This window comes from Bacteroides sp. MSK.18.37, from assembly GCF_019129155.2.
Lineage (GTDB): Bacteria > Bacteroidota > Bacteroidia > Bacteroidales > Bacteroidaceae > Bacteroides > Bacteroides ovatus.
Map to the genome: position 1 here is coordinate 3505320 of NZ_JAHOIB020000001.1, position 24896 is coordinate 3530215.

Below are 24896 nucleotides of genomic sequence, written 5' to 3' on the forward strand. Positions count from 1 at the left end.
TTATTTCTTTATTAACTGTTCACCAATATAATAACTCATTGAATAAATACCTGTTTGGGCGGACTGTTCACTATCCAGCCCGTTTCTGACACGATATTGCACCGGAGCTTCTGCACCTCGCAATCCATTGAACAGAGTAAAGATGCTATTGTAGTTGCTGCCTTCGTCTGTTATGTCCAAATAATAGATTTTGGCACGATTCTCGGCAGAAAGGTTGATAATATCTGCGTCTTCTGCAAAGAAAAAGTTGATAGCAGGGGCATTGCCTGTTGACTGATTGTATAAGTAATCAGCTTCTGAACCGTATGTTAATCCTAATCTGAAATCTGCATTGCTTTCCGTATGAACCGTCTTTTCCACAGCATCGGTAATAGCTGAAAAATTTGTTTCATTTAGAATCATTTCTTTCACATTAAAACCTGCAATTATCATACGTTTGATTTGCATAAGAGAATCTAATGCCACTGCTACCTTCTTTGTTGTAAGATCAACATTACCTTCTCCTTTGCTGTAATAAAGAACTTTGTAAGTTAGTTCGGAATTGTAGTCATCCGGTAACCATAGTTCGATATTGGAATTACCTACTTTTATGTTTTTATTAGTAGCATGTAATTCCTCTGTGAATTTTTTCAGAGTTTCCTGCGGATAGTTTTCTCCTTTGAATGAACGTTCGATAAAAGGCAGTGCCTCTTTCATGGATTCACGCCAATAACTGTCAGTATGGGCACCGTTTCGTACACGATATTCGTGCTTGATATTTTTGTCCCGTAATAGAGAATGTAATTCACCGTTTCCTGCATATAGTCTTTCTTCATCATCACCGCAGTCTATGTAATACCGTACTGTTTGAAATGTGGAACTTGGTTTATCCTTGAAAAAGTGTAGCGGACATTGGCTTTTATAATAGCTTGTCAGCCTGCCTGTTCCTGTCTGGCCGCTTCCTCCGAAGTTGTTTCCCCATTGAAGATTCCAACCGTCTTGTGACAAAGAGATGTATTGTTCATCTGTATTTAGAGAGGGACTTAATCCTATTGATACCGAGAATGTTTCAGGATGTTGCGATGCTATACTTAATGCCCCGAAACCTCCCATAGAGAATCCGGCAACAGCTCTTTCCGTCTTACTGGCTGTTGTTCGGAACCGCTTATCAATCAGGGGTACGAGTTCATTAATGAACATATCCATATAGTTGAACTTTCCGTCATAGCGGTTGCAAAAATAAGTGTTGAAACCTTCCGGCATGATGTAGATCAATGGGCGAATACTACCATTGCTGGTTTGCGCATCAGCTATGCTTTGAATATTCAGACCTGAAGGTCCCCATGAACTTTGGTTTCCTCCCCAGCCATGTAGAAGGAAAACTACTCCATATTTACCCGTACTTTCCGATAGATACTCTTGAGGCAGTAATACGGAATATTTGATTTCTTGTCCTAATATTTTGCTGTAAAAACTTTGATCGGGATTATAGCGTTTGGTAAACAGTTCCGGTGTATCGGTCTGTTCGCCTTCGGACGGATTGTTATCATCAGACGAACATGATGACAATCCGTAGGAAAATAATAATAAGGCTAATAATAGGAGTAGTTTTCTATTCATGGCTTCTCTCTTTTATTTATAAGGATTGATTGGCTCTGCCGGTGTGGATGAATAAACCACCATGTCTTTACATTGAACGGCATATTTTTCATTCGGATTAATCCATTTAATAACCAGTTTGTGAGGTCCTTCCTCTAAATCATAATTATAGAAAATGTCATACTTTCTTTTTATGTAGTCATAAGGCATTTCTATGGTTTCTACTTTCTTGCCGTCAATGTAGGCCTCCAGGATGGCGATGTAATTGTCATTACTATCTTTAACATCTTGCCTGATCATCCCCATTAAAACAACTCCCTTGCCATTGAACTCAAATGTTTTTTCTGTACCGAGATCATATTTGATAACTCTTCTTTCAGAAGGATATAAGCCTTCAAAAGAAACTTCCCATGCTACGGTTTTTGGCTTCTGAATCGTGGTATAGTATTTATCTCCTTTTATTTTTCCTCCGTTTGCTTTTAATACATCACTCAATAGTTTGAGATTAATGTCGTATACAGAACTTAAAGAGATATCTGTGTAAGGGAACTTAATATTTTCACATCTTTCGAGTGCCGGTTTCCAGTATTCGGGGATAGCCTTGTAGCCTTGTATGACTCCAAGAATTCCTGCGGCAGTTGCCGGGTTACAGTCGGAATCTTGTCCGCAACGAGTGGCTATATCCATTGTTTTGAAAAAGTCGCCGTTGCCATATAAAAGTCCCATCACACAGTAAGCCGCATTGATAGTGGCGTCAATGTTAAATGCATTGAATACCCCTTCCGGGCAGCCAATCTCAAAAGCATGCCGGTTTTCTATTTCCAGCCAGCATTTACGCCAGTCATCGGGATATTGTTTCCAATATTTAATAACGTCTGTGATGCAACGGTGAAATTTACTTTGTTCGGGTATTGTTTTAAGAGCTTCCGTGACAATTGTATAAATGTCGTTATTTACGTAAGCCAATGCATACATTGCTCCCATGTATACACCTCCATACCATCCGTCGCCGTAGTTCATGATATGCCCTATCTTGTCCGAAAAATTGGAGGCGGTATTTACCATCCCCGGACATATCATTCCAATGAAGTCTGCTTCAATCTGGAAATCAATATCGTCAGCGTGCGGATTATTTTTCCAATGTCCCGATGCTGGTGGCATAATACCGTGCAATATGTTATATCTGGCTGCCTGGTTGGCATGCCATAATTTGTAATCTGCGTTTGCAAAGGCTTTGGCAAATGATTCGGCAGGGGCATTTATCCCTTCTTTTTGCATTACTTCCAGAAAGGTAAGATCCATATATACATCATCATACAATCCCGGATCTTCTGCAAAGATGTCCTTGCAATAGTCATCATACCAGATTATTGGAGTTTTCTCATGAATGATCGCTCCTCTGTATTTAAATTCTGTAGGACCGCCATAGGTGCATCCTATGGTTTGTCCGGCCCAGCCTCCTTTAATTTTGTCGAGCAGTACCTCTTTACTTATTTCAACTGTTTTTCCATATTCTATTTGTGCCATTCCCGATATGGAAAAGGTAAATAGTAGAATGATGTTAATCAGGACTTTTTTCATCTTAACTTATTTATTAAAGTAAAATCTATCATGTTCTTTTTTCTCTGAATAATACATTATGTCGTTGATACGAATAATGTAGTCTTTTTTGCGGTTCAACCATTTCATTTTAACGTGGTGTCTTCCTTCTTTCATGAGGTATTTCCAGGCTGGTTCTACTTTGCGGTCTGTGTTTCTCATGGGTAAAGCTGCTACATGGTCCAGTTCTCCGTCAATCCATATTTCCACTTTAGCAACGTAAGGGTCATTGGGCTCTGCCAATCCGAACACCTCGGAACCGATGTGGCGTGTAGATACACGATTGATATAATCGGGAGTAATACTTCTTGTGCAGCAAATGTTGCCCCAGATAACAAATCCGTTACCATTGAAATCAAATTCAAATGTATCTGTCAGGAAGCAGTCTTTGCGTTCTCTATAAAGTGGATAGGTGTTTTCGAAATTTTGTTCTAAAGGAAGTACATCCGCCTTTTTGATTGGAATTTCTATCTCCCCACCAGATACTTTTCCACCTGTTTTGACTATGAGTTGTTTAGCTTGATCGAAACTCATTTGGTATGCTTTTGCCAACGACATATTCGTTCCTTCAAATGTAAAGTCTTCTACTTCTTTCAAAGGGTTTAACCAGAATGAAGGGATTTTATCATACCCATACATGACGCCGAGTACACCGCCGACTGTAGACGGATTACAGTCAGAATCTTGTCCGCAGCGTGTTGCAATATCGATAGAGTTGGTGAAGTCTCCTTTACCGTAGAGCATAGCTAATGCTACGAAAGCGGAATTGAGCTTGGCGTCAATATTAAAGTTTAGAAATACGCCTTTGGGACATCCTACATCGCAGTTCCATTTTTCTTGCAGGAAGTACCAGCAATCTTTCCAGTTGTCCGGGTGCAAAGAATGGAAATTGATTACATCCTGAATACATTGATGGAATGTACTCTTTTCAGGTATGGCAGAGATTGCGGTTTTTAGAATCGCTTCAGGACTTTTTTCATAGAAAGCGGAGCTATAAAGAGCTGCTACGAAAGCACCGCCATAAAAACCGTCACCGCTATTCATAATGTGGCCTACTCTGGAGGCGATATCCAATGCTTCCGGCAGCATTGCCGGAGCCATCAGACCAATGAAGTCTGCTTCGATCTGGAAATCCAGATCGTCTGCATGTGGGTTATTCAACCAATGACCGGAAGCCGGTGGCATGATACCTTGGCGGATATTATATCTGCCTGCTTGGTTAGCATGGGCCAAATGATAATCAGCGAATGCAAATCTTTTGGCAAGTTCTTCTTGTGAACAATCCAGGCCAAGTTCATCAAATGCCTCAACAAACGTGCAATCGTTATAAATATCATCGAACAATCCGGGCTTCTTTTCCCACCAATATTTTACGTAACCTTCCGCCCAGGGGATTGGCTGGTAATCTTGAATATAAGTTCCCGTGAACTTAAACTCTGTAGGTGCTCCGAAAACAACACCAATGGTTTGTCCGGCCCATCCTCCTTTAATCTTATCTAAAAGTTCTTTATCAGATAACTTTAAAGTTTTTACAGGCTGGGCTTGTACGTTGAGAGCAAAAAGCCCTATAATACATATCGTAATTATTTTCCTCATTCTTCTCCTCCTTTATTTCTCATAAACTCCCAACTCGGTGATAGAGATGAATGATGATACATTCTTTGTGTATTTATGCCAGTGTTCCTGCACTTTTGCATCCATTAGTACGCGTATTCCCTTGGTTTCTACTGCCGGGAATTCCAAAACATATTGTGCAAACGGAGGTTGGAAAAATACAATATCGGTTTCGGGAAGTGCCGGAGTTGATTTGAATTTACCTACGTCATACCAATGTCCGTCATTTCCAAGATATTGAATGTTTAGAGAAGTAAACCATCCTCCGAACTCTTCCAGACAGCCCATATCTAAAACAAGCATATTGATGTTATGCTCTTCTTTCCAACCGTATCCGAAATAGTCTATTTTAGGCAGATTACTTTTGGCCGCTAATGAATAAAATACAGATCCTACGCCATCTTTGACTCCGTCATTAATTACTTCTACATTTGTTGCGTACATCGGTTTTCCAAAGGTAATCCAGCAAGAATCGAGTACTTCTTCGTTTAGTTTGCGAATATTTGCGTAAATAGTGTCAGCCTTGGGGGCTATATTCTTGGTTTTAACCAATAACTCAAAGTCTTTAGTAATTGAGTTCTTGTTATTTGCGCTTAATTGAAGGGTAATTGGATATTTGCCGGCTTCTGTAGGAGTTCCTGCCAGTTTACCGTTTTGGAATGTAACTCCTACCGGAAGTTTACCTTTTACCAGTTCCCATTTGAAATCAGCGTTTGTTCTGCAGGCAAATGAGTAATCGGTAGGCTGTCCGATTTCCAAGTCCGGATTCGGACCGATACAGAATTCCATAGGGGGGATGAATTGTGCTTTGGGGTTAACATATACCATATCACCCTTTACTTTTCCTCCTTTGGCACAAACCAGTTCGATTGCTTTGTTGTAAGTACGTTCAATCATGTCTTCAATGGAAGCATCGGGCATATCAAACCTGGTGATATTGATATACCGGTCGTTGAAGGGTTTTTCCCATCCTTCGATAGGTTTAGTCAAACTTTCGGGAAGAGACTTTGCACCATACATTACTCCTAGAAGTCCGGAGATAGTGGCTGCCTGATTGTCGCAGTCAAATCCCATTGCACAGCTTAAATCCAATGTCCGTTGGAAATCTCCTTCGCCATACAACATAGCCAAAATCCCGCATAATCCGTTCAGATTAGCATTCCAGATTGTTTTTGTCATGGCTGGTTCATCTATGTAATATTTTTTAGCCATGATTTGACGTGCTTTTACCCAATCTTTAGGATATTTGTCATATAAAGCAATCATCTCTTTTACAGCTATCGCATATCTGTCATCAGCAGGTAGTTCTTTCAAGGCTCGTGTAATCAGTTTGCGGATATCCTTGCAGAAAAAAGCGTCAGCGTACATTGCACCATATAGGACAGTGGGAGATACCGCCCACGAATCGCTTGTGATACGGGCCGCCCAATCACTTTTTCCTGCAGCATATGAAATCATTCCCGGTGCTGTATACGCCCATATCTCGTTAATCAATTGAGGGTCGATCTGATACCAGTGCGGATTCAGATTTTCGTCACCTGTGAACGGAGGGGTGAATCCAAGATGCATTAATCCGAGTGCAGCCCTATTGGCTAGCCATACACGGTCACGGATATGATACATCCATCCTTCGCGCATATTGGCATAAGTAGGTTCTACACCATATTTCTCCATTAATAGTAAGTAGATATACTCAACATCAGTATCGTCATCAGAGAATGCACCGTTATACTTCTGCAATTTATCTATGTTTTTAGTGTAACCGAATGGAAATCTGGATTCCGGGGCAGGTTCATCTACAAACTTGTTCTCAAAAGGAAGTCCATATATATTTCCTACCATTTGCCCGATCCAAGCTCCAGCTATTTTGTCTTTTAACTCTGTCTTTGAAATTTTCTGTGCAGAGATAAATAAGATGTTGGTAATTAAAACAAGTAAAAAGATGATTGGTTTTTTCATACTTATCAGGGTTGATTTGTTGGAAGGTACACTTTTCTATGTGAACCTTCCAATTGTGGTTAATAATCTTTGTTTTGAGATAATTTTGGATTTGCATTTAAAATATCCGTAGGAATTGGAAATACATTTCTAAAAGTTTCTGAACTTTGGTCAGGGTGTGCCCAATATTTTTTCAGATATTTTCCGAAACGTATCATATCTTCATGGCGCCATCCTTCCCATGCCAGTTCTCTGCCTCGTTCTGCATAAAGTTCATCAACCGTCAATTGGCTTGTAGTATATGCATCAAGCCCTGCTCTTGTACGAATCTTCTTGAAGTCTGCCAGTTGGATGGCCTCACTTGTTCTGTTTTGTCGTACCAAAGCCTCTACATACATTAATACAACATCGGCATAACGGAAGATGGCAAAGTCGTTGTCCATACTAACTGTATATTCTTTTAAAGAACCATCAGTCTGGTAATGCCATTTCCAGCAGCGTGCACCGTCGTATGTGCCACGTCCTCCGTTGCTATTGTAATATTTTTCTTCGGGGAAGACAGGAGTATATTCGAAACCAAGATCCTTTCCGCTTAGGTCTACTTGAGGACCGTATAACCAGCTCTGACTTCTGCGAAGATCTTGTTCTGCGTATGTTTGGAAAAAGTCCGGTTGGCAGAGAAAACCCGACCATGGGGCTGCCGGAATATTAAATGTTGCTTGTGATGCAGCTTCCAATGTCAGCGTATGCAAATAAAATGAGTTACTGTCACCGCTAGTATATACTCTGTCATACAGGATTACAAAGATATTCTCCTTAGAATCTTCATTTTTTATATCAAAATTAGTAGAATAAGAGTCTTCAATGCTGTAAGCACCTATATCCATAATATCTTTACAGGCTTTCTCTGCTTTGTCATACATTGGAGTACCGAACCATGCTTCTGCATTCAGATACATTTTCGCAAGAATGCAATAAGCGGCAGCTTGTGTGGCCCGTCCATAATTAGTATCTGAAGGCTCCCTGTCTAGGAACTCGATATTGTCATTAATTTCTTTTTCCAGATAGTTGAAAATATATTCACGACTTTTTTGTTCCGGGTATCCGGTTTCCGTGTAGTCAGTTGTGAAAGGTACGTTTCCCCAACAAGAAATGGCTTGATAATAGTAGAAAGCACGCAATATTTTCATTTCAGCTATAATCTTCTCTTTTCCTTCAAACTGGATAGGTGATAATTCCGTTTCGTAAATAATTTCATTACATGCAGCAATACCATTAAATATCCAGTTCCATCCCCTTGTCAATAATTTATTTGCAGGTGGAATTTTATTCGTCTGGATTTCTTCATAACGTCCATTGCTGTACCAGGAACCACCACAAGCGGGAACGGCACATTCATCAGAAGCTTGTAAAAGCAATGTCCATAAACTTTGTTCGGAATTGTATCCTTGTAATTTCGTATACGCTCTACCTGCATTGGCTACCAGTTCTTTCTCATTTTTAAAGAAGTCATTCATCGCTACTCCTGTGTATACAGTTTCGCTAAGATCGGTACATCCGTATAATAATATACAGATAACGAAACTTAATATTATATTTGTCTTTTTCATGGTAATCTTATTTTTTTAGAATACTATATTAACTCCAAAAGTAAATTCTGTTGTACGCGGATAATAGCTCAAACTTTCCATACCGGGTTCCAGTCCGGAAAGAGCAACTTCTGGGTCGACACCAGAATAACCGGTGATACAGAATACATTCTGTGCAGTAAGAGACAATCTTAGTCTTTTTATCATTTTGGATGTGAAATCCCAAGTATATCCAAAGGTTACATTATCCAGTTTTAAATAAGAAGCATCCTCTATATATTTGGAGGAATATTTATAGGTCGTACTTGTGAAATTCGTTTGAGATAACCAGTTTGATGAGATATTTCTAAGTCCGATGCTGCTTAGATTTTCATATTCCATCGCATAGTTGTTCAGAATTTCTCCGCCGATAGATGCACGCAGTGAGAAACTCAAGTCGAATTTCTTATATCTGAAGGTATTACTCCAGCTAAGAGTGGCATCCGGATAAGCACAGCCAATTTTTTCCCATTGTTCTTCCGGTACGGAACCGTCTGCATTTTGTCCTAGCAATACATCTTTTCCATCTGTATCAGTTCCTAACCATATAGGACCATAGAAAGTACCCAATGACTGTCCTTCTATCAGACGTTGAGTGTAGCAGGCAGCACTTGTAGACCATCCCACTTTGTATGTTCCGTTAGTGAATTCATCATTGGTGAATTTCACCAATTTGTTTTTATTGTGCGAAACGGTAAGTGAGGTATTCCATGTAAAGTCCCTAGTGTTAAAAGGTGTACCGGATATTGTTAATTCAACTCCTTCATTAGTAACTTTTCCAACATTCGTAAACAAGGTATTATATACATAAGGAGGTGTTGGCACGATGTAGTCATATAGCAAGTTTGATGTAGTCCGTTTGTAATAATCAAAAGTGAACGAGAGGTGGTTGTCAAACATTGTCATATCGACACCAACGTTGAACTCTGCTTTTTTCTCCCATTTTAGATCCGGATTTGCATTACTTGCAGGTTGATAAGTATTGATCCATTGGCCATTGTAATAGAATTTACCGGCTGTAGTCATCATCATCAAAGATTTGTAGTTTGAGAAATCCTGGTTACCGGTAACTCCGTATCCGGCTCTCAATTTTAAATCATCGATCCATTTGACATTCGAGAGGAATTTCTCTTTATTTATACGCCAACCTACGCTGACAGCCGGGAACCATCCCCACTTATTATTGTCACCGAAACGGCTGGAGCCATCACGACGTAGTGAAGCAGACAAAAGATATTTATCATCGTAGTTGTACATAAAACGTCCGAAGAATCCGATATATGTATTATCTTCTTTATTGGACGACATGCTGGCTTTGCCTTCAGTTAGATTCGTTCCTGTTCCGATGTTATGAGTCTGGTTGTCATCGAAGTCGAAACCGGAATTTGTCATGGATGCAGATGTGCTGTAAGTATACTGGTATGTATATCCGAGTAATGCCTGAATGGAATGTTTTCCGAAAATATTCGAGTAATTTAAAGTAGACTCATATTGTGTTTCGTTTTCCTGATAGTTTTCAATATAGGCTTGCCCGTTTGTTCCTATTAAACTTGGATAATAATGTGTGTAGTATTCACGTGTCTCATATTGTTCCTTGTCGTATGAAACAAAGTTCTCCCATTTTAATCCTTTTATAGGCAATATGTTTAGAGTAGCACGAATATTTGCACCATAATTATCATTCTTACTTTCCATGTTCCTTTCGTTAATGATCGCTACCGGATTGTAATATTCCATTGCTTTGATACGGCTATATCCTCCGGCATCCGGATCGCTGTCGTCATAAACAGGCTCTGTTGGATTATGGGTAAATGCCTGCATAAAAGCACTTGTAGAGGAAGGGCTGTATTTGCGATGAATGATATTCAGGTTATAATCCAAATCGACCCATTTATCTAATAATGACTGGCGAATATTGGTACGTGCCATTAGCTTTTCGGAGCTATTATGCTTTTGCAAGCCATCGCTCTTTTCATAATTGAAAGAAGTGTGGTGTGAGAACTTCTCGGAACCTCCGGATATAGACAAGTTGTGCTTATGGCTGAACGGAGTTTGTGTAATTTCTTTAAACCAATCGGTATCACTGTCAAAAATATAACTTTCCAATTCTGGGCGATATTCCTTGATAACAGATTTGTATTCGCTTGCCGATAAAGGTTTTGCTCTGCGTGAAACGACTCCCACGGTGAGTTGCCCATCATAAGAAACTTCCGTTTTGCCACTTCTTGCACGTTTAGTTGTGACGATGATTACTCCATTCGTACCTCTTGTTCCATAAATAGCAGCTGCCGAACCATCTTTTAATACGTCAATTGATTCCACTTCCTGAAAATTGATATTTCTGATATCTGCACCTGCCACCCCATCAATAATAATTAATGGACCTTGGCCTGCGGAAAGTGTGTTTGTTCCGCGAAGTAATACTTCATATTTGGCTGTCGGATCAGCACCGTTCGGGTTGATAATTTGTAATCCTGCCACTTTTCCTTGCAACATTCCCATAGCATTGGTGAATGTTCCGGGATTGAGGTCATCTTTCTTCATGCTGGTAACCGATCCTGTAAGCTCTTTCTTTGTGGTAGAGCCGTAGCCGATTACTACAACGTCATTAAGCACTTTCGAGTCTTCGCGCAGGTGTATTACAAGCTGTGTCTGATTTCCTACTTGTTGTTCAACAGTTGCATAACCTACATAAGATATAACCAATACATCAGAAGGATTCGCTTTTACATTGAAGGTTCCATCAACTCCTGTAATAGAACCATTTGTTGTACCTTTAACAAGGACACTGGCACCGATAATGGGTTCATTTGCTTCATCGAGGACTGTACCTCTTATTGCCTTCTGGGCAATAGCATCATTGCTCATCAAAGAAAATACTATTAACAACATACTTGTCAATAGACCGTGGATTGAACATTGTTTTATCATAATAACAGAATTAAGGATGATTATTGTATTTCTTTTCTCAAAGGTATAGATACTTGTGCTCCCATTCTGGTAACAGAAATAGAAGAGGCTTTACTTGCAAATATAATTGCATCTTTTAGATTTTTGCCCTCAGACAGAGCTACGCACAATCCGCCGCAGAATGTATCTCCGGCAGCGGTTGTGTCTACTGCTTCTACCTTGAAGGCTGGAAGGTGGATAAACTCATTGTTTTCATAGGCGAGAGCTCCTTTGGCTCCCATCGTAATAATGACAGTTTTTATGCCTTTCGAACTAATATAACGAATCGCTTCTTTTGCCGATTCATCATCTGTAATGTGCATTCCCGAGATGATTTCAGCCTCTGTGACATTAGGAATAAGAATGTCGACATTGGCTAATAAATCGTCAGGCAGTTGTTGGGTAGGGGCAGGGGCGGGATTTAATATAACGGTAATTCCATCTTTTTTAGCCATTTTGGCTGCATAAGTGACACTCTCGATTGGAGTTTCCAACTGCATAATGACGATGGATGCCTGTTTGATGGCAGGTTCTGCATTTTGTATGTCATCAATAGATAAAGTCCCGTTGGCTCCGGAAGCAACAACAATACAGTTTTCCCCTTTTTTGTCGACATTGATAAGAGCTACTCCTGATGGTTCCTGCGGGGTAATTCCTACATAAGTAGTGTCGATCTTTTCTTTGTGAAACATTTCCAAGGTTTCATTTCCAAAAATGTCATTTCCTATTTTACATATGAAAGTGACATCTCCTCCTAGTCTTGCAGCAGCTACGGCTTGGTTAGCTCCTTTGCCGCCATGATTCATTAAGAAGTTTCCTCCCAGAATTGTTTCTCCTGGTTTTGGTAGACGGTCTGATTTGATAACCATATCCGTATTACTGCTACCTATCACTACGATTTTCTTCTTTGTGTCCATATAATGAGTATTAAGTATTAAGGCGAATTGAATCGTAAACGATGCGCAATCGTTTGCGCAAATATAGAAATTTTTTTCAAAACAAAATATTTTTCTTGCTTTTTTCTCAAATAAAATGTTATTTTTGCAAAAAACAACCAGTAATGAAGAAAACTCTGATTGATGTATCAAAGAAAACTGGGTACTCTATCTCTACGATTTCCAGAGTGTTAAATGGGAAATCAGAGAAATATAGGATCAGCCAGTCTGCTAAGGAGGTTATTTTGCAGTCCGTTAAAGAATTGGACTATCAGCCTGATATAGTTGCGCAAAGTTTGCGCAACAACACGACATATACTATAGGCCTTCTTGTACCACACATAGATAATCCTTTTTTTGCCAATATAGCAAGTGTTGTCATCCGTGAAGCACAACGTTATAATTATACTGTCATGCTTATCGATACCCTGGAAGATCCTATTCAGGAAAATAAAGCTATTGATTCGCTTCTGTCACGTAAGATAGACGGAATTATTTTGGTTCCGACTGGTGAAAACCCTTCTAAACTCGAGGAGATTAGTACTAAAACTCCGATTGTGCTAATTGACCGCTATTTTGAGAAGCATAATTTGCCATACGTAGCTACTGATAATTATGTAGGAGCCTATCAGGCAACGAAATTATTATTAGAATCGGGGCATAGTAAGATTCTCTGTATTCAGGGGCCGGATATTTCTATAACAACTAAGGAACGTGTGCGCGGGTATCTTGATGCGCTTCGCGAAGCTGGTTATCAGGATAACGCAATGATAAGAGGAAATGAGTTCTCGATTCAGAATGGTTATATTGAGACTAAGTTGGCTCTGAACTCTACTACAAAACCTACTGCTATATTTGCGTTAAGTAGTACAATTCTTTTGGGAGCCGTCAAAGCATTAAATGAGCATAAAGTGAGAATTCCTCAAGATATGTCTATCATTTCGTTTGATGATAACTTATATCTGGACTATCTAAATCCTCCTATAACTCGTATTGCACAATCACTGGAGAATATTGGCATTATTGCTGTAAAAATGTTGATGCAGAAGATTTTGGAAGAAACTGAACTACATTCGGAGATTCTTTTGAAACCTAATATTATAAAACGGGATTCGATAAAGGTGTTAACTGATAGAAAGTAGTATTTTAGATAATAGAAAAAATCGGGCTTGAACAATGTCAAGCCCGATTTTTTACATATTAATACCGTTTCTTATGCTGCCGGATCTGGTGCTTCACCACCGCCTTCATTTCCACCTTCTCCGTTGCCTTCATTTCCATTGTCAGGCGTACTTGACACCATTGCCTTTTGACACCAACTATATGAATTTATAAGTATCAAGAGTTCTGGGCTCAGTTGTAATTCTTGGGGATTGGGGGGATTTGATTCAGGGCAATCACATCCCTAAAAATTGATTCATTCCGGTACTATTTTGAGCTAAATTCATAGTTACAAGGACTAATCTAACGCAATACAGTTTTTAGTAATTCTTCTTAGAACTATTATTTTCTTCGTTCCCTAATGAGTTTTCGTTCCACTTAAGTGGAGCGATAGTTCAACTTAAGTGGTTCTATCGTTCGACTTAAGTAGAACGAAAACTGAAGTGCAGATCTAATTATTATTTATAAAAGCCAGGAAACTAAATACAGTATTAAGACAGGTTATCTCTTACTGACTATTGGAAGCTACTGTTTAGTTCATTTCCGTACCGGAATGAATCTATTTTTAAGGGTGTGATTGCCCTGAATCAAATCCCCAAAATTTTCAGATTGAGCCGGGTTCTGGTGGAATCACTCATATGTGAGGTGGATGTTGCTCATTCTTTTTCAGGTAAAGACACTAATTTATGCATTAAATGAGAAAATACGATATCCCCCCTTTATATTTTCTTTTAAAAACGATACCTTTGAAGTGTTTTCTTTCTTTTTTATCAAGTATGGATTGATTTCCGGCAAGTTCTCCTATATTTCCCGAATTAATATTCATTAACTTATTTGCCGTAATACTTTTTAATACCTCTTGTGTATTAGCTAATAGATATTGAACTATTAACTTTAAAGACTAATATTATGGAAAAAGATTCTCCTTTTTCATCCACCGGCAGAAGGTGTATTGTAACCCTAATGTGCATATTTGTCACTGCTTTTGTTTATGCACAACAGCAAAAAATATCGATTAGTATCAAAGAGCTTCCTCTTAAAGAGGCTATCAGTCAGATAGCAGAGAAGGCATCGATGAATGTAGCCTATAGCAAAGAATTTGTGGATACGAGTAGGAAAGTGTCATTGGAGGTAAAAGACACAGATGTAAACAAAGCACTAACTCTTTTGCTAAAAGGGACTAACATTGGGTTCCGTTTCCTGGATGACAGTATTTTATTTTATAATAAAGAATATCAAAATAAAACTGAACCTATTGATTCGCAAGGAGAGAAGAAGGAACTGTATGTGAAAGGTAAAGTTACTGACGAGAATACGGAACCGATCATCGGAGCCACCGTATCGGTAAAAGGATCGACTACAGGTACAATCACCGATATCAATGGTCAGTATTCCATCAAGGTACCCTATGGAAGTACACTTCGGTACTCATACGTCGGCTACCGTGAAGAAAGCGTCATAGCGAAAGCAACGACAATAAACGTGGTGATGAAAGAGAATGCTGTCAGCCTGGAAGATGTAGTAGTTGTAGGCTACGGCGTGCAAAAGAAAGTGAATGTAACAGGTGCCGTATCTATGGTTAAAGCGGAGGCTATTGAGAACCGACCTATTACTAACGTAACTACAGGGCTACAAGGATTGTTGCCTGGAGTTAGTATCGTTTCCTCTTCGGGGCAGCCGGGTGCTGTGCCCAGCATCAACATTCGTGGTACGGGAACCATCAATAGTAGTACAGCACCTTTGATCTTGATTGACGGAGTAGCCGGGGGAGACATCAACTTATTGAATCCTTCGGACATCGAAAGCGTATCAGTACTGAAAGATGCCGCCTCATCAGCTATTTATGGAGCACGTGCCGCTAACGGTGTTATTCTTGTAACGACTAAAAAGGGAGAAAAGAAAGAGCGCGTAGTATTCCAATATAACGGATATGCCGGATTCCAGACTCCCACAGCATTGCCCGAACTTGTTAATGGAAGGGAATACATGGAACTCTCCAATGAAGCCATGAGTGCTGCCGGATTTTCCAAGCCCTATACACAAGAGGCTTTCGATAAATATGATTCGGGATTGTACCCCAACGAATATTCCAATACAGACTGGATTGACGAAATATACAAAAGCCGGGCTTTTCAAACGGGGCATAATGTAAGTGCACGGGGTGGAAGCGAGAAAACCGGATTTTTTATGTCGTATGGTTTCCTGGATCAGGATGGACTGGTTGTAGGTGACGGATATAGTTCCAAAAGACATAATGCGCGTATCAGTGTAAACACGGAGGTGTATGATCGTCTGAAACTGACTGGACAGATGAGCTATGTCGATTTCTATAAAAAGGACTTAGGTTATAGCGGCACATCAGGAGTATTCCGCCTGTCACAGCGTATGTCTCCGTTACTTCCCGTCATGTGGCAAATTCCTGATGAGAATGGCCGGATGGTAGATAGTGAGAACTGGTCGTACGGTTCGGTACGTAACCCCTTGCAGGTAGCCTATGAGTCGGGAATGGAAGAACGGAAAACACGTGTGCTCAATGGTATTTTCAATGCAGATCTCAAAATTATAGACGGACTGAACGTAGGTATGCAGTACTCTGCTAATATATATACCCGCCAGGTGGATGAGTTTAACCCGAAGATGTTGTCTTATTACTCGGACGGTAGCCCGTTGAAAGCAAATGAAGATGCCAAGGACTATATCTCACAAAGCCATCTTGACGTTATGACCCAAACGTTGCAATTCACCCTGAACTTTAATAAGACCATAGGACGCCACGAGTTGGGAGCATTGTTGGGATTTTCGCAAGAGTGGGAAAATAGAAGTACGTTGGGGGCTACGCGTGATAATGTGATGGTTGAGGATATTCACGTTATTAGTGCCGGAATGATTAATTTTATGAATAGCGGAACAAAAGACGAGTGGGCTTTGCGTTCTTACTTTGGTCGTGTCAACTATGCTTTTGACGGTAAATACCTGTTTGAAGCTAACCTGCGTGCCGACGGAACTTCAAGATTTGCCAAGGGCAATCGTTGGGGATATTTTCCATCATTCTCGGCAGGATGGAACTTCTCACGTGAAAAATTCATGGAGTTCGCTACTTCGGTATTGAGCTCGGGTAAGCTGCGTGCTTCCTGGGGTGAGTTGGGAAATCAAAACATTCCCGGTAATTACTACCCCTACTTGTCACCTATCATAACCGAAGAGTCTTATCCTATCGGAGCTTCTAATACACCTGTTATGGGACTTTGGCAAAACAAAATCGGTAATCCCGACATCAAGTGGGAAACCATCCGCATGCTTAATTTCGGGGTAGACCTTAGTTTTTTGAACAATAGACTGAATGTGGACTTTGATTGGTATAAGAAAGAAAATATTGATGCATTGGTTCGTCCCGATGTTCCGGCTATTGTCGGGGTTTCCAGTAGTAACGTAGGTTATGTCAATCTTGGTAAGATTGATGTCAAAGGATGGGAACTTAATCTGTCATGGCGTGATAAGATCGGAAATGTAAATTACAATCTCGGGTTCAATCTGTCGGACGCTCGTAATAAGATTACCGATTTGGGTGGAACTCCGGAGTCGCTGACCAGTACGGCTTCCGGTTCGTATCGTCGGGTCGGTGATCCGATAGGTGCTTTCTATGGTTATCTGACTGATGGGCTGGCGCAAGTGTATGACTTTGAATCAGTGAATACAACTACAGGTAAGTACCAGAAACCAAAATTTCCTCTTGTTGCATCACAAAACGGCATTGTACAGCCCGGAGATATTAAGTATCGGGACATCAGTGGTCCTGACGGCGCTCCCGACGGGGTAATTGATGACTACGACAAAGTGGTGTTTGGCGAGAAAGAGCCCCATTACACCTATGCAATCAAGGGTGGTTTGGAATGGAAAGGCATTGATTTCAGTTTCTATTTGCAAGGAGTAGGCAAAGTTGCCGGTTACCTTGAGGATGAGGCTCGGCATGCGTTTATCAATGACTACTCAATCCCTAAAAAAGAGCATCTTGACAGATGGACGCCTATGAATCCAAATGCTTCTTATCCCAGACTTTATCAGTCGCAGGAGCACAACAGGCTCTTCAGTGACTACTGGAAAGAGGATGCATCGTACTTGCGCCTGAAGAATATTCAGATAGGTTATCGTTTTCCTGCCCGGATGGTGGCACCTCTTGGCATTAATAGTCTTAGAGTATATGCTTCGGCAGATAACTTGTTTACTAAAACCGATTACTTCGGAGCTTATGACCCTGAAGTGAGGACCACCAGCGGAGATGTCTATCCGCAAGTAAAAACCTATGTTTTTGGATTATCAATAACATTCTAACCTATTAAACGACTATAAAGATGAAATACTCAAAATACTTTTTAATCATTGCTTTCTTTGGTATAGTTACCTCATGTAGCGATTTTCTGGATAGAACGAACCCTAACGAGCCGGACAATGTAACATTCTGGGTAAATGAAGATCAGCTTAAAAATGCCTTGCCTCCCTGTTACGAAGCTTTACAAAAAGACTATCTCGTGAATTGGAGTGAATCGACGGCCGAAACTGTTATGTGGGGGAATATTACTAGTGGACTAAGTAAGGTTTCCGGAGGCAAGCACTCTTATACTGACGGCTTCCCCTTCACTACCTATTGGACAGGAGCATATAGCTATATTTATCGCTGCAATAATTTTCTGGACAACTATAATAAAGCGCAGGTAGCTCAAAATAAGAAGGACGTTTATGCCGCAGAAGTAAAAACCATCCGGGCGCTTATGTACTTTTACCTTACGGTGTTTTGGGGTGATGTACCTTGGGTAGGAGAAGTCATCCAGCCCGAAGATGCATATATCGAACGTACTCCCAGAGAGAAAGTCATTGACCAGCTCGTCGAGGATTTGAAATGGGCGGCAGAGCGCATGCCTGAAGAAAGGTATACAGGCGACAAACTGGGAAGACTCGACCGTTGGGGCGCTTTAGCCATATTGGCACGTATTGCCTTGCAAAACGAAAGATGGGAACTGGCTGCAAAAACGAGTGAATATATCATCGAAAACAGTCCCTATGGCCTGTATGAATACGAAAAACTATTTCATCACGAAGGGGATGTCGAGAATGATCCGAAAAATATCGAAGCCATCGTATATAGCCTTTTTGTACCCGAAATCCGTACACAAAGTCTGCCCAATGAAACTTGCAGTCCGACGGACTATATACGCCTCAATCCAACGAAGTCGTTAGTGGATGCTTATCTGTGTACAGACGGTAAACCGGCAAAAACCGGATTGGAATATTATAAAAAGACCGGTGTGCAGACCTCATCGTTATACAAGTCGCCTGAAGAGCATTATGTGGATTATTTCCAGAACAGAGATCCTAGAATGAAGATGACTTTATATGCTCCGGGTGACAAATGGCCGGGAGGAGATGACGGTGATCCTGATACGGATAAGGCCAACGAGATATTTAATCTGCCTCGTTTTGCTTCATTGCAAGATAATAACCGTGTGGGGGCAAATAGCCGTACAGGTTTCTATCTGAAAAAGTATAACGATATTGATTTGGCCGGCTCAAGTGTGGGTGGACATGGGAATCTCAATGTCATCCGCTTTGCCGAAATCTTGCTGATTTATGCCGAAGCCACTTTCGAACTACAAGGCAAGAAACTGACACAAACACAGATTGATTACTCCATCAACAGGCTTAGAGATCGTGTGAATATGCATCGTATGAACCTTGACGAACTTAGCGCATGGGGGATGGATCTCGAAACCGAATTGAGAAGAGAACGTCGCATTGAGTTGGCAGGTGAAGGAACAAGATACGCCGATGTGATGCGCTGGCGTGAAGGCGAACTTCGCTTTGGACGTGCCATCACCGGTCCCAGCCTGAAAGTTTGTATGAACGATTTGGGTGCCAACCCATATCCCGATACCGGAGTAGATGAGTTTGGTGATGTTATCTACGAAAAGTCTACCGCGGAAGGCGGCGCACGCTACTTCGACGCAACGAAACATTATTTGTGGCCCGTGCCTAATCCCGAGCGTCAGAAGAATCCTCTGTTAGGACAAAATCCGGGCTGGGAAAAGTAATCATTTAAAAATAGAAACCATGTATTCAATGAAGAAATATTTATTATTGTTTTTATGCCTGACTTTGGGCGTTGCCTATGCGCAAGATACTCTACGGGTGCGGGTAATGACCTATAATTTGAGATTTGGCGAACTGGCATCTTTAGAGGAACTTGCTCATCACATCAAATCCTTCAAGCCTGATTTTGTGGCGCTTCAGGAAGTGGATAGCAAAACAGACCGTAAGCGTACCCCGCATCAGAAGGGGAAGGATTTTATATCCGAACTTGCCTATCATACAGGGATGTTTGGGCTTTACGGAAAAACGATTGACTATTCTACCGGTTATTACGGTATTGGGATGTTAAGTAAATATCCATATATTTCTGTTCAAAAGATAATGCTGCCCCATCCGGTCAAAGAGCATGAGAGACGGGCCATGCTGGAGGGATTATTCGAAATGGGTAATGATACCATTGTTTTTACCTCTACGCATCTGGACGTCAACTCTCAAGAAACACGGGCGGAGCAAATAAAATTTATTACCGGGCATTTCAAAAATTATAAATATCCTGTAATTTTGGGAGGTGATTTCAACGCGCGTCATTACTCGGAGGTAATACGTGGTATGGATAGTTGGTTTGCTGCAAGCAACGATGATTTTGGAATGCCGGCATGGAAGCCTGTGATTAAGATCGATTACTTGTTTGCTTACCCGCAAAAAGGATGGCGTGTGATTAGTACACAAACTGTTCAGTCGCTTTTGTCAGACCATTTACCGATTATTACGGAACTGGAATATGTGAAAGAAGCATCGAAGAAAAAATATTGATACTCACTTATAACATTTATGATTTTCTATGATACATACAATAATCAAGTATTTACTGATTTCAGCAACGCTTTTTTTCTGCTCATGCCACAAGCCTAAGACGGATATTATCACCCCCGCCAAACAGTTAATAGAACGTCAGATTGGGGAAAGAGCACAGTCTATCCACTTTGAATATATCGAACCATCCGACGGTAAAGATATATTCGAAGTGATAGCAAGCGACGGCCGGCTTACCCTAAGGGGAAGTAGCTCCGTTGCTATCTGTTACGCTTTTCATACGTACATGAAAGAGGCCTGCAAGAGTATGAAAACATGGAGCGGTGAACATATAACGTCGGTGATGCCGTGGCCCGATTATGAATTGTATGAACAGGTGTCCCCTTATGAGTTGCGCTATTTCCTTAATGTTTGTACATTCGGCTACACTACCCCTTACTGGGACTGGGAGCGTTGGGAAAAGGAAATTGACAGGATGGCTCTTTATGGTGTAAATATGCCCTTGGCTACCGTGGCCAGCGAAGCCATTGCGGAACGGGTATGGCTGCGTATGGGATTGAACAAAGAAGAAATCCGTGAGTTTTTCACTGCCCCTGCACACCTTCCCTGGCATCGCATGGGCAATCTGAACAAGTGGGACGGTCCTTTATCTGATGCCTGGCAACAGAACCAAATCGCTTTGCAGCATCAAATCCTGACCCGTATGCGCGAGTTGGGTATGCAGCCCATAGCACCCGCGTTTGCAGGTTTCGTGCCGGAAGGATTCGTCCAGAAACATCCCGACACACAATTCCGGCACATGCGGTGGGGTGGTTTTGATGAAGAGTACAACGCCTATGTATTGCCACCGGATTCACCTTTTTTCGAAGAGATAGGCAAACTGTTTGTCGAAGAGTGGGAAAAAGAGTTTGGAGAAAATACGTATTATCTCTCGGACAGTTTTAATGAGATGGAACTGCCTATCGATAAGGAAGATAAAGAGGCGAAATATAAGTTATTGGCCGAGTATGGAGAAACGATCTATAAATCAATTACAGCCGGAAACCCGGATGCCGTTTGGGTTACACAGGGATGGACATTCGGATATCAACATTCATTCTGGGATAAAGAATCGCTTAAAGCCTTGTTAAGCAATGTACCTGATGATAAAATGATTATCATTGATTTGGGCAATGATTATCCGAAATGGGTGTGGAACACCGAGCAAACATGGAAAGTACATGATGGATTTTACGGAAAGAAATGGATATTCAGCTATGTACCCAACTTTGGCGGGAAAAACACCATGACAGGAGACTTGGACATGTATGCTAGTTCCTCGGTCAAAGCATTACGTGCCGCAAATAAAGGTAACTTGATTGGGTTCGGTTCTGCCCCTGAAGGACTCGAAAACAATGAGGTTGTTTACGAACTGTTAGCCGATATGGGATGGTCATCAGATAGTATCGACCTGGACGATTGGATGAAGATATACTGCGAGGCCCGTTATGGAGGATATCCCGATGCCATGGAGGAAGCTTGGAAGCTTTTTCGGAAAACAGCATATAGCTCTTTATATTCATACCCCCGTTTTACCTGGCAAACTGTAGTACCCGATCAACGGCGGATCAGTAAAATCGACCTTAGTGATGATTACTTGCAGGCTATACGTTTGTATGCTAGTTGCGCTGACGAACTGAAAGGCTCTGAATTATACAGAAACGACCTCATAGAGTTTGTTTCGTATTATGTAGCGGCTAAAGCTGAAAATTTTTATAAGCAGGCCCTGAAAGATGATTCGGAGAATCGTGTTCTCGCAGCGCAACGTAATCTGCAACAAACTGTTGATTTGTTGATGGACGTTGACAGGCTATTGGCTTCTCATCCTTTATATCGATTAGAAGAATGGGTGGAACTTGCGCGCAATAGCGGAACAACTCTTCAGGAAAAAGATGCTTATGAAGCAAATGCCAAACGCTTGATTACAAGTTGGGGTGGTATTCAGGAAGATTATGCTGCCCGTTTCTGGAGCGGGCTGATTAAAGACTACTATATCCCTCGTATACAGCTCTATTTCACAAAAGACCGGAATAAAATCCGAGAATGGGAGGAGCAATGGATTACATCTCCCTGGAGCAACAGTACGACTCCGTTTGATGACCCGGTCGAGGCTGCATTGAATTTAATAGAGAAAACAAATAAGTGATAGCTTTTATGAAAAAGATTGTATTGGCATTCGACTCGTTTAAAGGTTCGGTCGGTTCTTTCGAGATAGCGAAAGCTGCCGAAAAAGCGATTCAGGAGGAATTACCCGACTGTCAGATTATACGTTTCCCCATAGCTGATGGCGGCGAAGGGACTACAGAAGCTCTATGCTCTGCCCTTCATGCTCAAACGGTGTCATGTCGGGTGCATGATCCATTTATGAAGCCAATTGAAGTATCGTATGGCATCGTAAACAATGGTGCGATGGCTATTATCGAAATGGCCTCGGCCTGCGGTCTGCCATTGATTGATTCAAATCGAAGAAATCCCATGAAGACTACGACTTATGGAGTTGGAGAAATGGTTGCTGACGCATTAAAACGCGGGTGTCGGGAATTCATTATCGGGATCGGCGGAAGTGCTACGAATGATGCGGGAATTGGTATGCTAAAGGCTTTAGGTGCACGCTTTTTAGATAACGGAAACGGTGAGTTGGAGCCTGTCGGCGAAAATCTGATAAAAGTCCATCAAATAGATATTTCCCAATTAAATCCGGCATTGAAGGAAAGTCGTTTTACGATCGCTTGTGATGTTAGTAATCCATTTTTTGGAAAAGAGGGTGCGGCCTATGTATATGCTCCCCAAAAAGGGGCAACTATGTTGCAAGTGATAGAGTTGGACAATGGGTTGCGGCATTATGCACAGGTGATAAAGGAATATACAAATATGGATATATCCCAGCTTCCCGGTGCTGGAGCAGCCGGAGGAATGGGAGGCGGCTTGCTTCCGTTTTTGAATGCAGAATTGCAATCCGGAATAGAAGTTATATTGAAAACGCTTCGTTTCGAGGAGGTCGTCCGACAGGCAGACCTGATACTGACCGGAGAGGGGAAACTGGATCGCCAGACTGGTATGGGAAAGGCGCTGGACGGAATTTTACGTGTCGGTGAGAAATGTCAGGTTCCGGTGATAGCGTTGGGGGGAGCGGTCGAAGCCACCGAAGCGCTTAATAGGATGGGGTTTACTGCCGTACTGCCTATTCAACCTTTTCCGGTAACACTTGAAGAAGCGATGCAACCGGAGTTTACGAAAGAAAACATAGAGAGAACGGTGCGACAGGTGGTGAGAATCATAAAACAATTTACTAAATAATACTCAATGACAGCGATAGGCGCATTAATCGGGCTTTCATTATCCATACTGTTAATCATAAGAAAGCTTTCTCCAACATACAGTCTGATTATTGGAGCGATAGTCGGAGGGTTGTTGGGAGGACTATCTTTAAATGAGACTGTTACGGTGATGACCGAAGGGGTGAAAGAGGTCACCCCGGCGGTATTGCGGATTCTGACAGCCGGAGTCTTGTCAGGCATATTAATACAAACCGGGGCTACCACGGTCATCTCCAATGCGATTATAAACAAAATGGGTGAAAAACGGGTATTTATGGCATTGGCACTCGCAACGATGTTGCTTTGTACGGTAGGCGTCTTTATTGATGTGGCTGTGATAACCGTTGCGCCGGTGGCTCTTTCGATAGGCAAGCGTCTAAACCTGTCTCCATCTGTGTTACTTATTGCTATGATCGGAGGAGGTAAGTGTGGAAATATCATATCACCTAACCCGAACACCATTATAGCAGCCGGAAATTTTAATGCAGATCTATCGGCTGTAATGTTTGCCAATATTTTACCGGCGGTGATCGGTTTGTTTTTCACTGTTTTCGTTATTGTCCGTCTGATGCCTCAAACAGTGAAAAACAAAAAAACGATGATGCAAACAGAGGATAAAGAGGGAGAGAGAAATCTGCCGTCGTTAAGAACAAGTCTGATTGCTCCTGTTGTTACGATTGTTTTATTGGCATTACGTCCTGTGGCAGGAATTAATATCGATCCTTTGATAGCTTTGCCGGTAGGTGGTTTATGTGGTGCTATCTGTATGAAACAATGGAAAAATATTCTTCCGAGTATAGCGTATGGACTGCAAAAGATGTCTGTGGTAGCTATTCTGTTGATAGGAACCGGAACTATTGCCGGCATCATAAAGAACTCTTCTTTGAAAGATTGGATTCTTACAGGATTGGATCATGCTCATATGAGTGATGCATTGATTGCTCCTATATCAGGCGCGTTGATGTCGGCGGCTACCGCATCGACAACAGCCGGAGCGACACTGGCTTCTTCTTCGTTCGCTGAAACGATATTGGCTATAGGCATTTCTGCAATTTGGGGAGCGGCTATGATTAATTCCGGAGCTACAGTTCTTGACCATTTGCCACATGGTTCGTTCTTTCATGCGACAGGAGGCGTATGCGAACTCAATTTTAAGGAACGTCTGAAGCTGATACCTTATGAATCGCTTATAGGGATAGTGTTAGCTGCCGGAACGACTATTTTATATATAATAAGTAATTAAA

14 protein-coding genes are annotated in these 24896 nt (G+C 41.4%); 7 read left to right on the plus strand and 7 right to left on the minus strand.

The window, feature by feature from the left end; translation table 11 throughout:
- Genes KSX81_RS13825 through rbsK form a run of 7 tightly spaced genes read right to left on the minus strand, consistent with a single transcriptional unit; the run spans position 1 to position 12223 of the window.
- Entirely contained in the window at positions 1 to 1599 is a 1599-nt protein-coding gene (locus tag KSX81_RS13825; RefSeq protein ID WP_004296460.1) for an alpha/beta hydrolase, read from the minus strand.
- Between the two features lie 12 nt (positions 1600 to 1611).
- Entirely contained in the window at positions 1612 to 3159 is a 1548-nt protein-coding gene (locus tag KSX81_RS13830) for an ADP-ribosylglycohydrolase family protein (protein ID WP_004296459.1), read from the minus strand.
- Between the two features lie 6 nt (positions 3160 to 3165).
- Positions 3166 to 4773 carry an ADP-ribosylglycohydrolase family protein gene (locus KSX81_RS13835; RefSeq protein ID WP_004296458.1) on the minus strand — a complete coding sequence of 536 codons (1608 nt, stop codon included), beginning with the start codon at positions 4771 to 4773 and terminating at the stop codon, positions 3166 to 3168.
- Between the two features lie 12 nt (positions 4774 to 4785).
- Positions 4786 to 6750 carry an ADP-ribosylglycohydrolase family protein gene (locus KSX81_RS13840; RefSeq protein ID WP_004296457.1) on the minus strand — a complete coding sequence of 655 codons (1965 nt, stop codon included), beginning with the start codon at positions 6748 to 6750 and terminating at the stop codon, positions 4786 to 4788.
- Between the two features lie 59 nt (positions 6751 to 6809).
- The gene (locus KSX81_RS13845; protein ID WP_004296456.1) at positions 6810 to 8339 is read right to left on the minus strand and encodes a RagB/SusD family nutrient uptake outer membrane protein; all 1530 of its coding nucleotides are present in this window, start codon (positions 8337 to 8339) and stop codon (positions 6810 to 6812) included.
- A gap of 15 nt (positions 8340 to 8354) precedes the next feature.
- On the minus strand, positions 8355 to 11288 hold the full coding sequence (locus tag KSX81_RS13850; protein ID WP_217725520.1) for a SusC/RagA family TonB-linked outer membrane protein: 2934 nt from the start codon (positions 11286 to 11288) through the stop codon (positions 8355 to 8357).
- A 20-nt stretch (positions 11289 to 11308) separates the two neighbouring features.
- On the minus strand, positions 11309 to 12223 hold the full coding sequence (gene rbsK, locus KSX81_RS13855; RefSeq protein WP_217725521.1) for a ribokinase: 915 nt from the start codon (positions 12221 to 12223) through the stop codon (positions 11309 to 11311).
- A gap of 143 nt (positions 12224 to 12366) precedes the next feature.
- Between rbsK and KSX81_RS13860 the strand changes: the two genes are divergently transcribed.
- From KSX81_RS13860 to KSX81_RS13890, 7 genes are all read left to right on the plus strand, one after another.
- Positions 12367 to 13383 (plus strand): LacI family DNA-binding transcriptional regulator, encoded by a 1017-nt coding sequence (locus tag KSX81_RS13860; RefSeq protein ID WP_004323118.1) that lies wholly within the window; start codon positions 12367 to 12369, stop codon positions 13381 to 13383.
- Positions 13384 to 14311: 928 nt separating this feature from the next.
- Entirely contained in the window at positions 14312 to 17731 is a 3420-nt protein-coding gene (locus tag KSX81_RS13865) for a TonB-dependent receptor (protein ID WP_004323120.1), read from the plus strand.
- A gap of 20 nt (positions 17732 to 17751) precedes the next feature.
- Positions 17752 to 19485, plus strand: a complete 1734-nt coding sequence (locus tag KSX81_RS13870) for a RagB/SusD family nutrient uptake outer membrane protein (RefSeq protein ID WP_004296448.1) — start codon at positions 17752 to 17754, stop codon at positions 19483 to 19485.
- 19 nt (positions 19486 to 19504) lie between these two features.
- Positions 19505 to 20296, plus strand: a complete 792-nt coding sequence (locus tag KSX81_RS13875) for an endonuclease/exonuclease/phosphatase family protein (RefSeq protein ID WP_009000988.1) — start codon at positions 19505 to 19507, stop codon at positions 20294 to 20296.
- Positions 20297 to 20324: 28 nt separating this feature from the next.
- Positions 20325 to 22481: an alpha-N-acetylglucosaminidase gene (locus KSX81_RS13880; RefSeq protein WP_217725522.1), complete on the plus strand. Its 2157-nt coding sequence runs from the start codon at positions 20325 to 20327 to the stop codon at positions 22479 to 22481.
- 8 nt (positions 22482 to 22489) lie between these two features.
- Positions 22490 to 23632 carry a glycerate kinase gene (locus KSX81_RS13885; RefSeq protein ID WP_217725523.1) on the plus strand — a complete coding sequence of 381 codons (1143 nt, stop codon included), beginning with the start codon at positions 22490 to 22492 and terminating at the stop codon, positions 23630 to 23632.
- Between the two features lie 6 nt (positions 23633 to 23638).
- The gene (locus KSX81_RS13890) at positions 23639 to 24895 is read left to right on the plus strand and encodes a GntP family permease (protein WP_217725524.1); all 1257 of its coding nucleotides are present in this window, start codon (positions 23639 to 23641) and stop codon (positions 24893 to 24895) included.
- Position 24896: the final 1 nt, after the last annotated feature.

Excerpts from the sequence above, each read along its gene's own strand:
- KSX81_RS13880 (WP_217725522.1), top strand. The coding sequence starts at position 20,325 with ATGATACATACAATAATCAAGTATTTACTGATTTCAGCAACGCTTTTT.
- KSX81_RS13860 (WP_004323118.1), top strand. The coding sequence starts at position 12,367 with ATGAAGAAAACTCTGATTGATGTATCAAAGAAAACTGGGTACTCTATC.
- rbsK (WP_217725521.1), bottom strand. The coding sequence starts at position 12,223 with ATGGACACAAAGAAGAAAATCGTAGTGATAGGTAGCAGTAATACGGAT.
- KSX81_RS13825 (WP_004296460.1), bottom strand. The coding sequence starts at position 1,599 with ATGAATAGAAAACTACTCCTATTATTAGCCTTATTATTATTTTCCTAC.
- KSX81_RS13865 (WP_004323120.1), top strand. The coding sequence starts at position 14,312 with ATGGAAAAAGATTCTCCTTTTTCATCCACCGGCAGAAGGTGTATTGTA.
- KSX81_RS13850 (WP_217725520.1), bottom strand. The coding sequence starts at position 11,288 with ATGATAAAACAATGTTCAATCCACGGTCTATTGACAAGTATGTTGTTA.
- KSX81_RS13890 (WP_217725524.1), top strand. The coding sequence starts at position 23,639 with ATGACAGCGATAGGCGCATTAATCGGGCTTTCATTATCCATACTGTTA.
- KSX81_RS13840 (WP_004296457.1), bottom strand. The coding sequence starts at position 6,750 with ATGAAAAAACCAATCATCTTTTTACTTGTTTTAATTACCAACATCTTA.
- KSX81_RS13845 (WP_004296456.1), bottom strand. The coding sequence starts at position 8,339 with ATGAAAAAGACAAATATAATATTAAGTTTCGTTATCTGTATATTATTA.
- KSX81_RS13885 (WP_217725523.1), top strand. The coding sequence starts at position 22,490 with ATGAAAAAGATTGTATTGGCATTCGACTCGTTTAAAGGTTCGGTCGGT.
- KSX81_RS13875 (WP_009000988.1), top strand. The coding sequence starts at position 19,505 with ATGTATTCAATGAAGAAATATTTATTATTGTTTTTATGCCTGACTTTG.
- KSX81_RS13830 (WP_004296459.1), bottom strand. The coding sequence starts at position 3,159 with ATGAAAAAAGTCCTGATTAACATCATTCTACTATTTACCTTTTCCATA.
- KSX81_RS13835 (WP_004296458.1), bottom strand. The coding sequence starts at position 4,773 with ATGAGGAAAATAATTACGATATGTATTATAGGGCTTTTTGCTCTCAAC.
- KSX81_RS13870 (WP_004296448.1), top strand. The coding sequence starts at position 17,752 with ATGAAATACTCAAAATACTTTTTAATCATTGCTTTCTTTGGTATAGTT.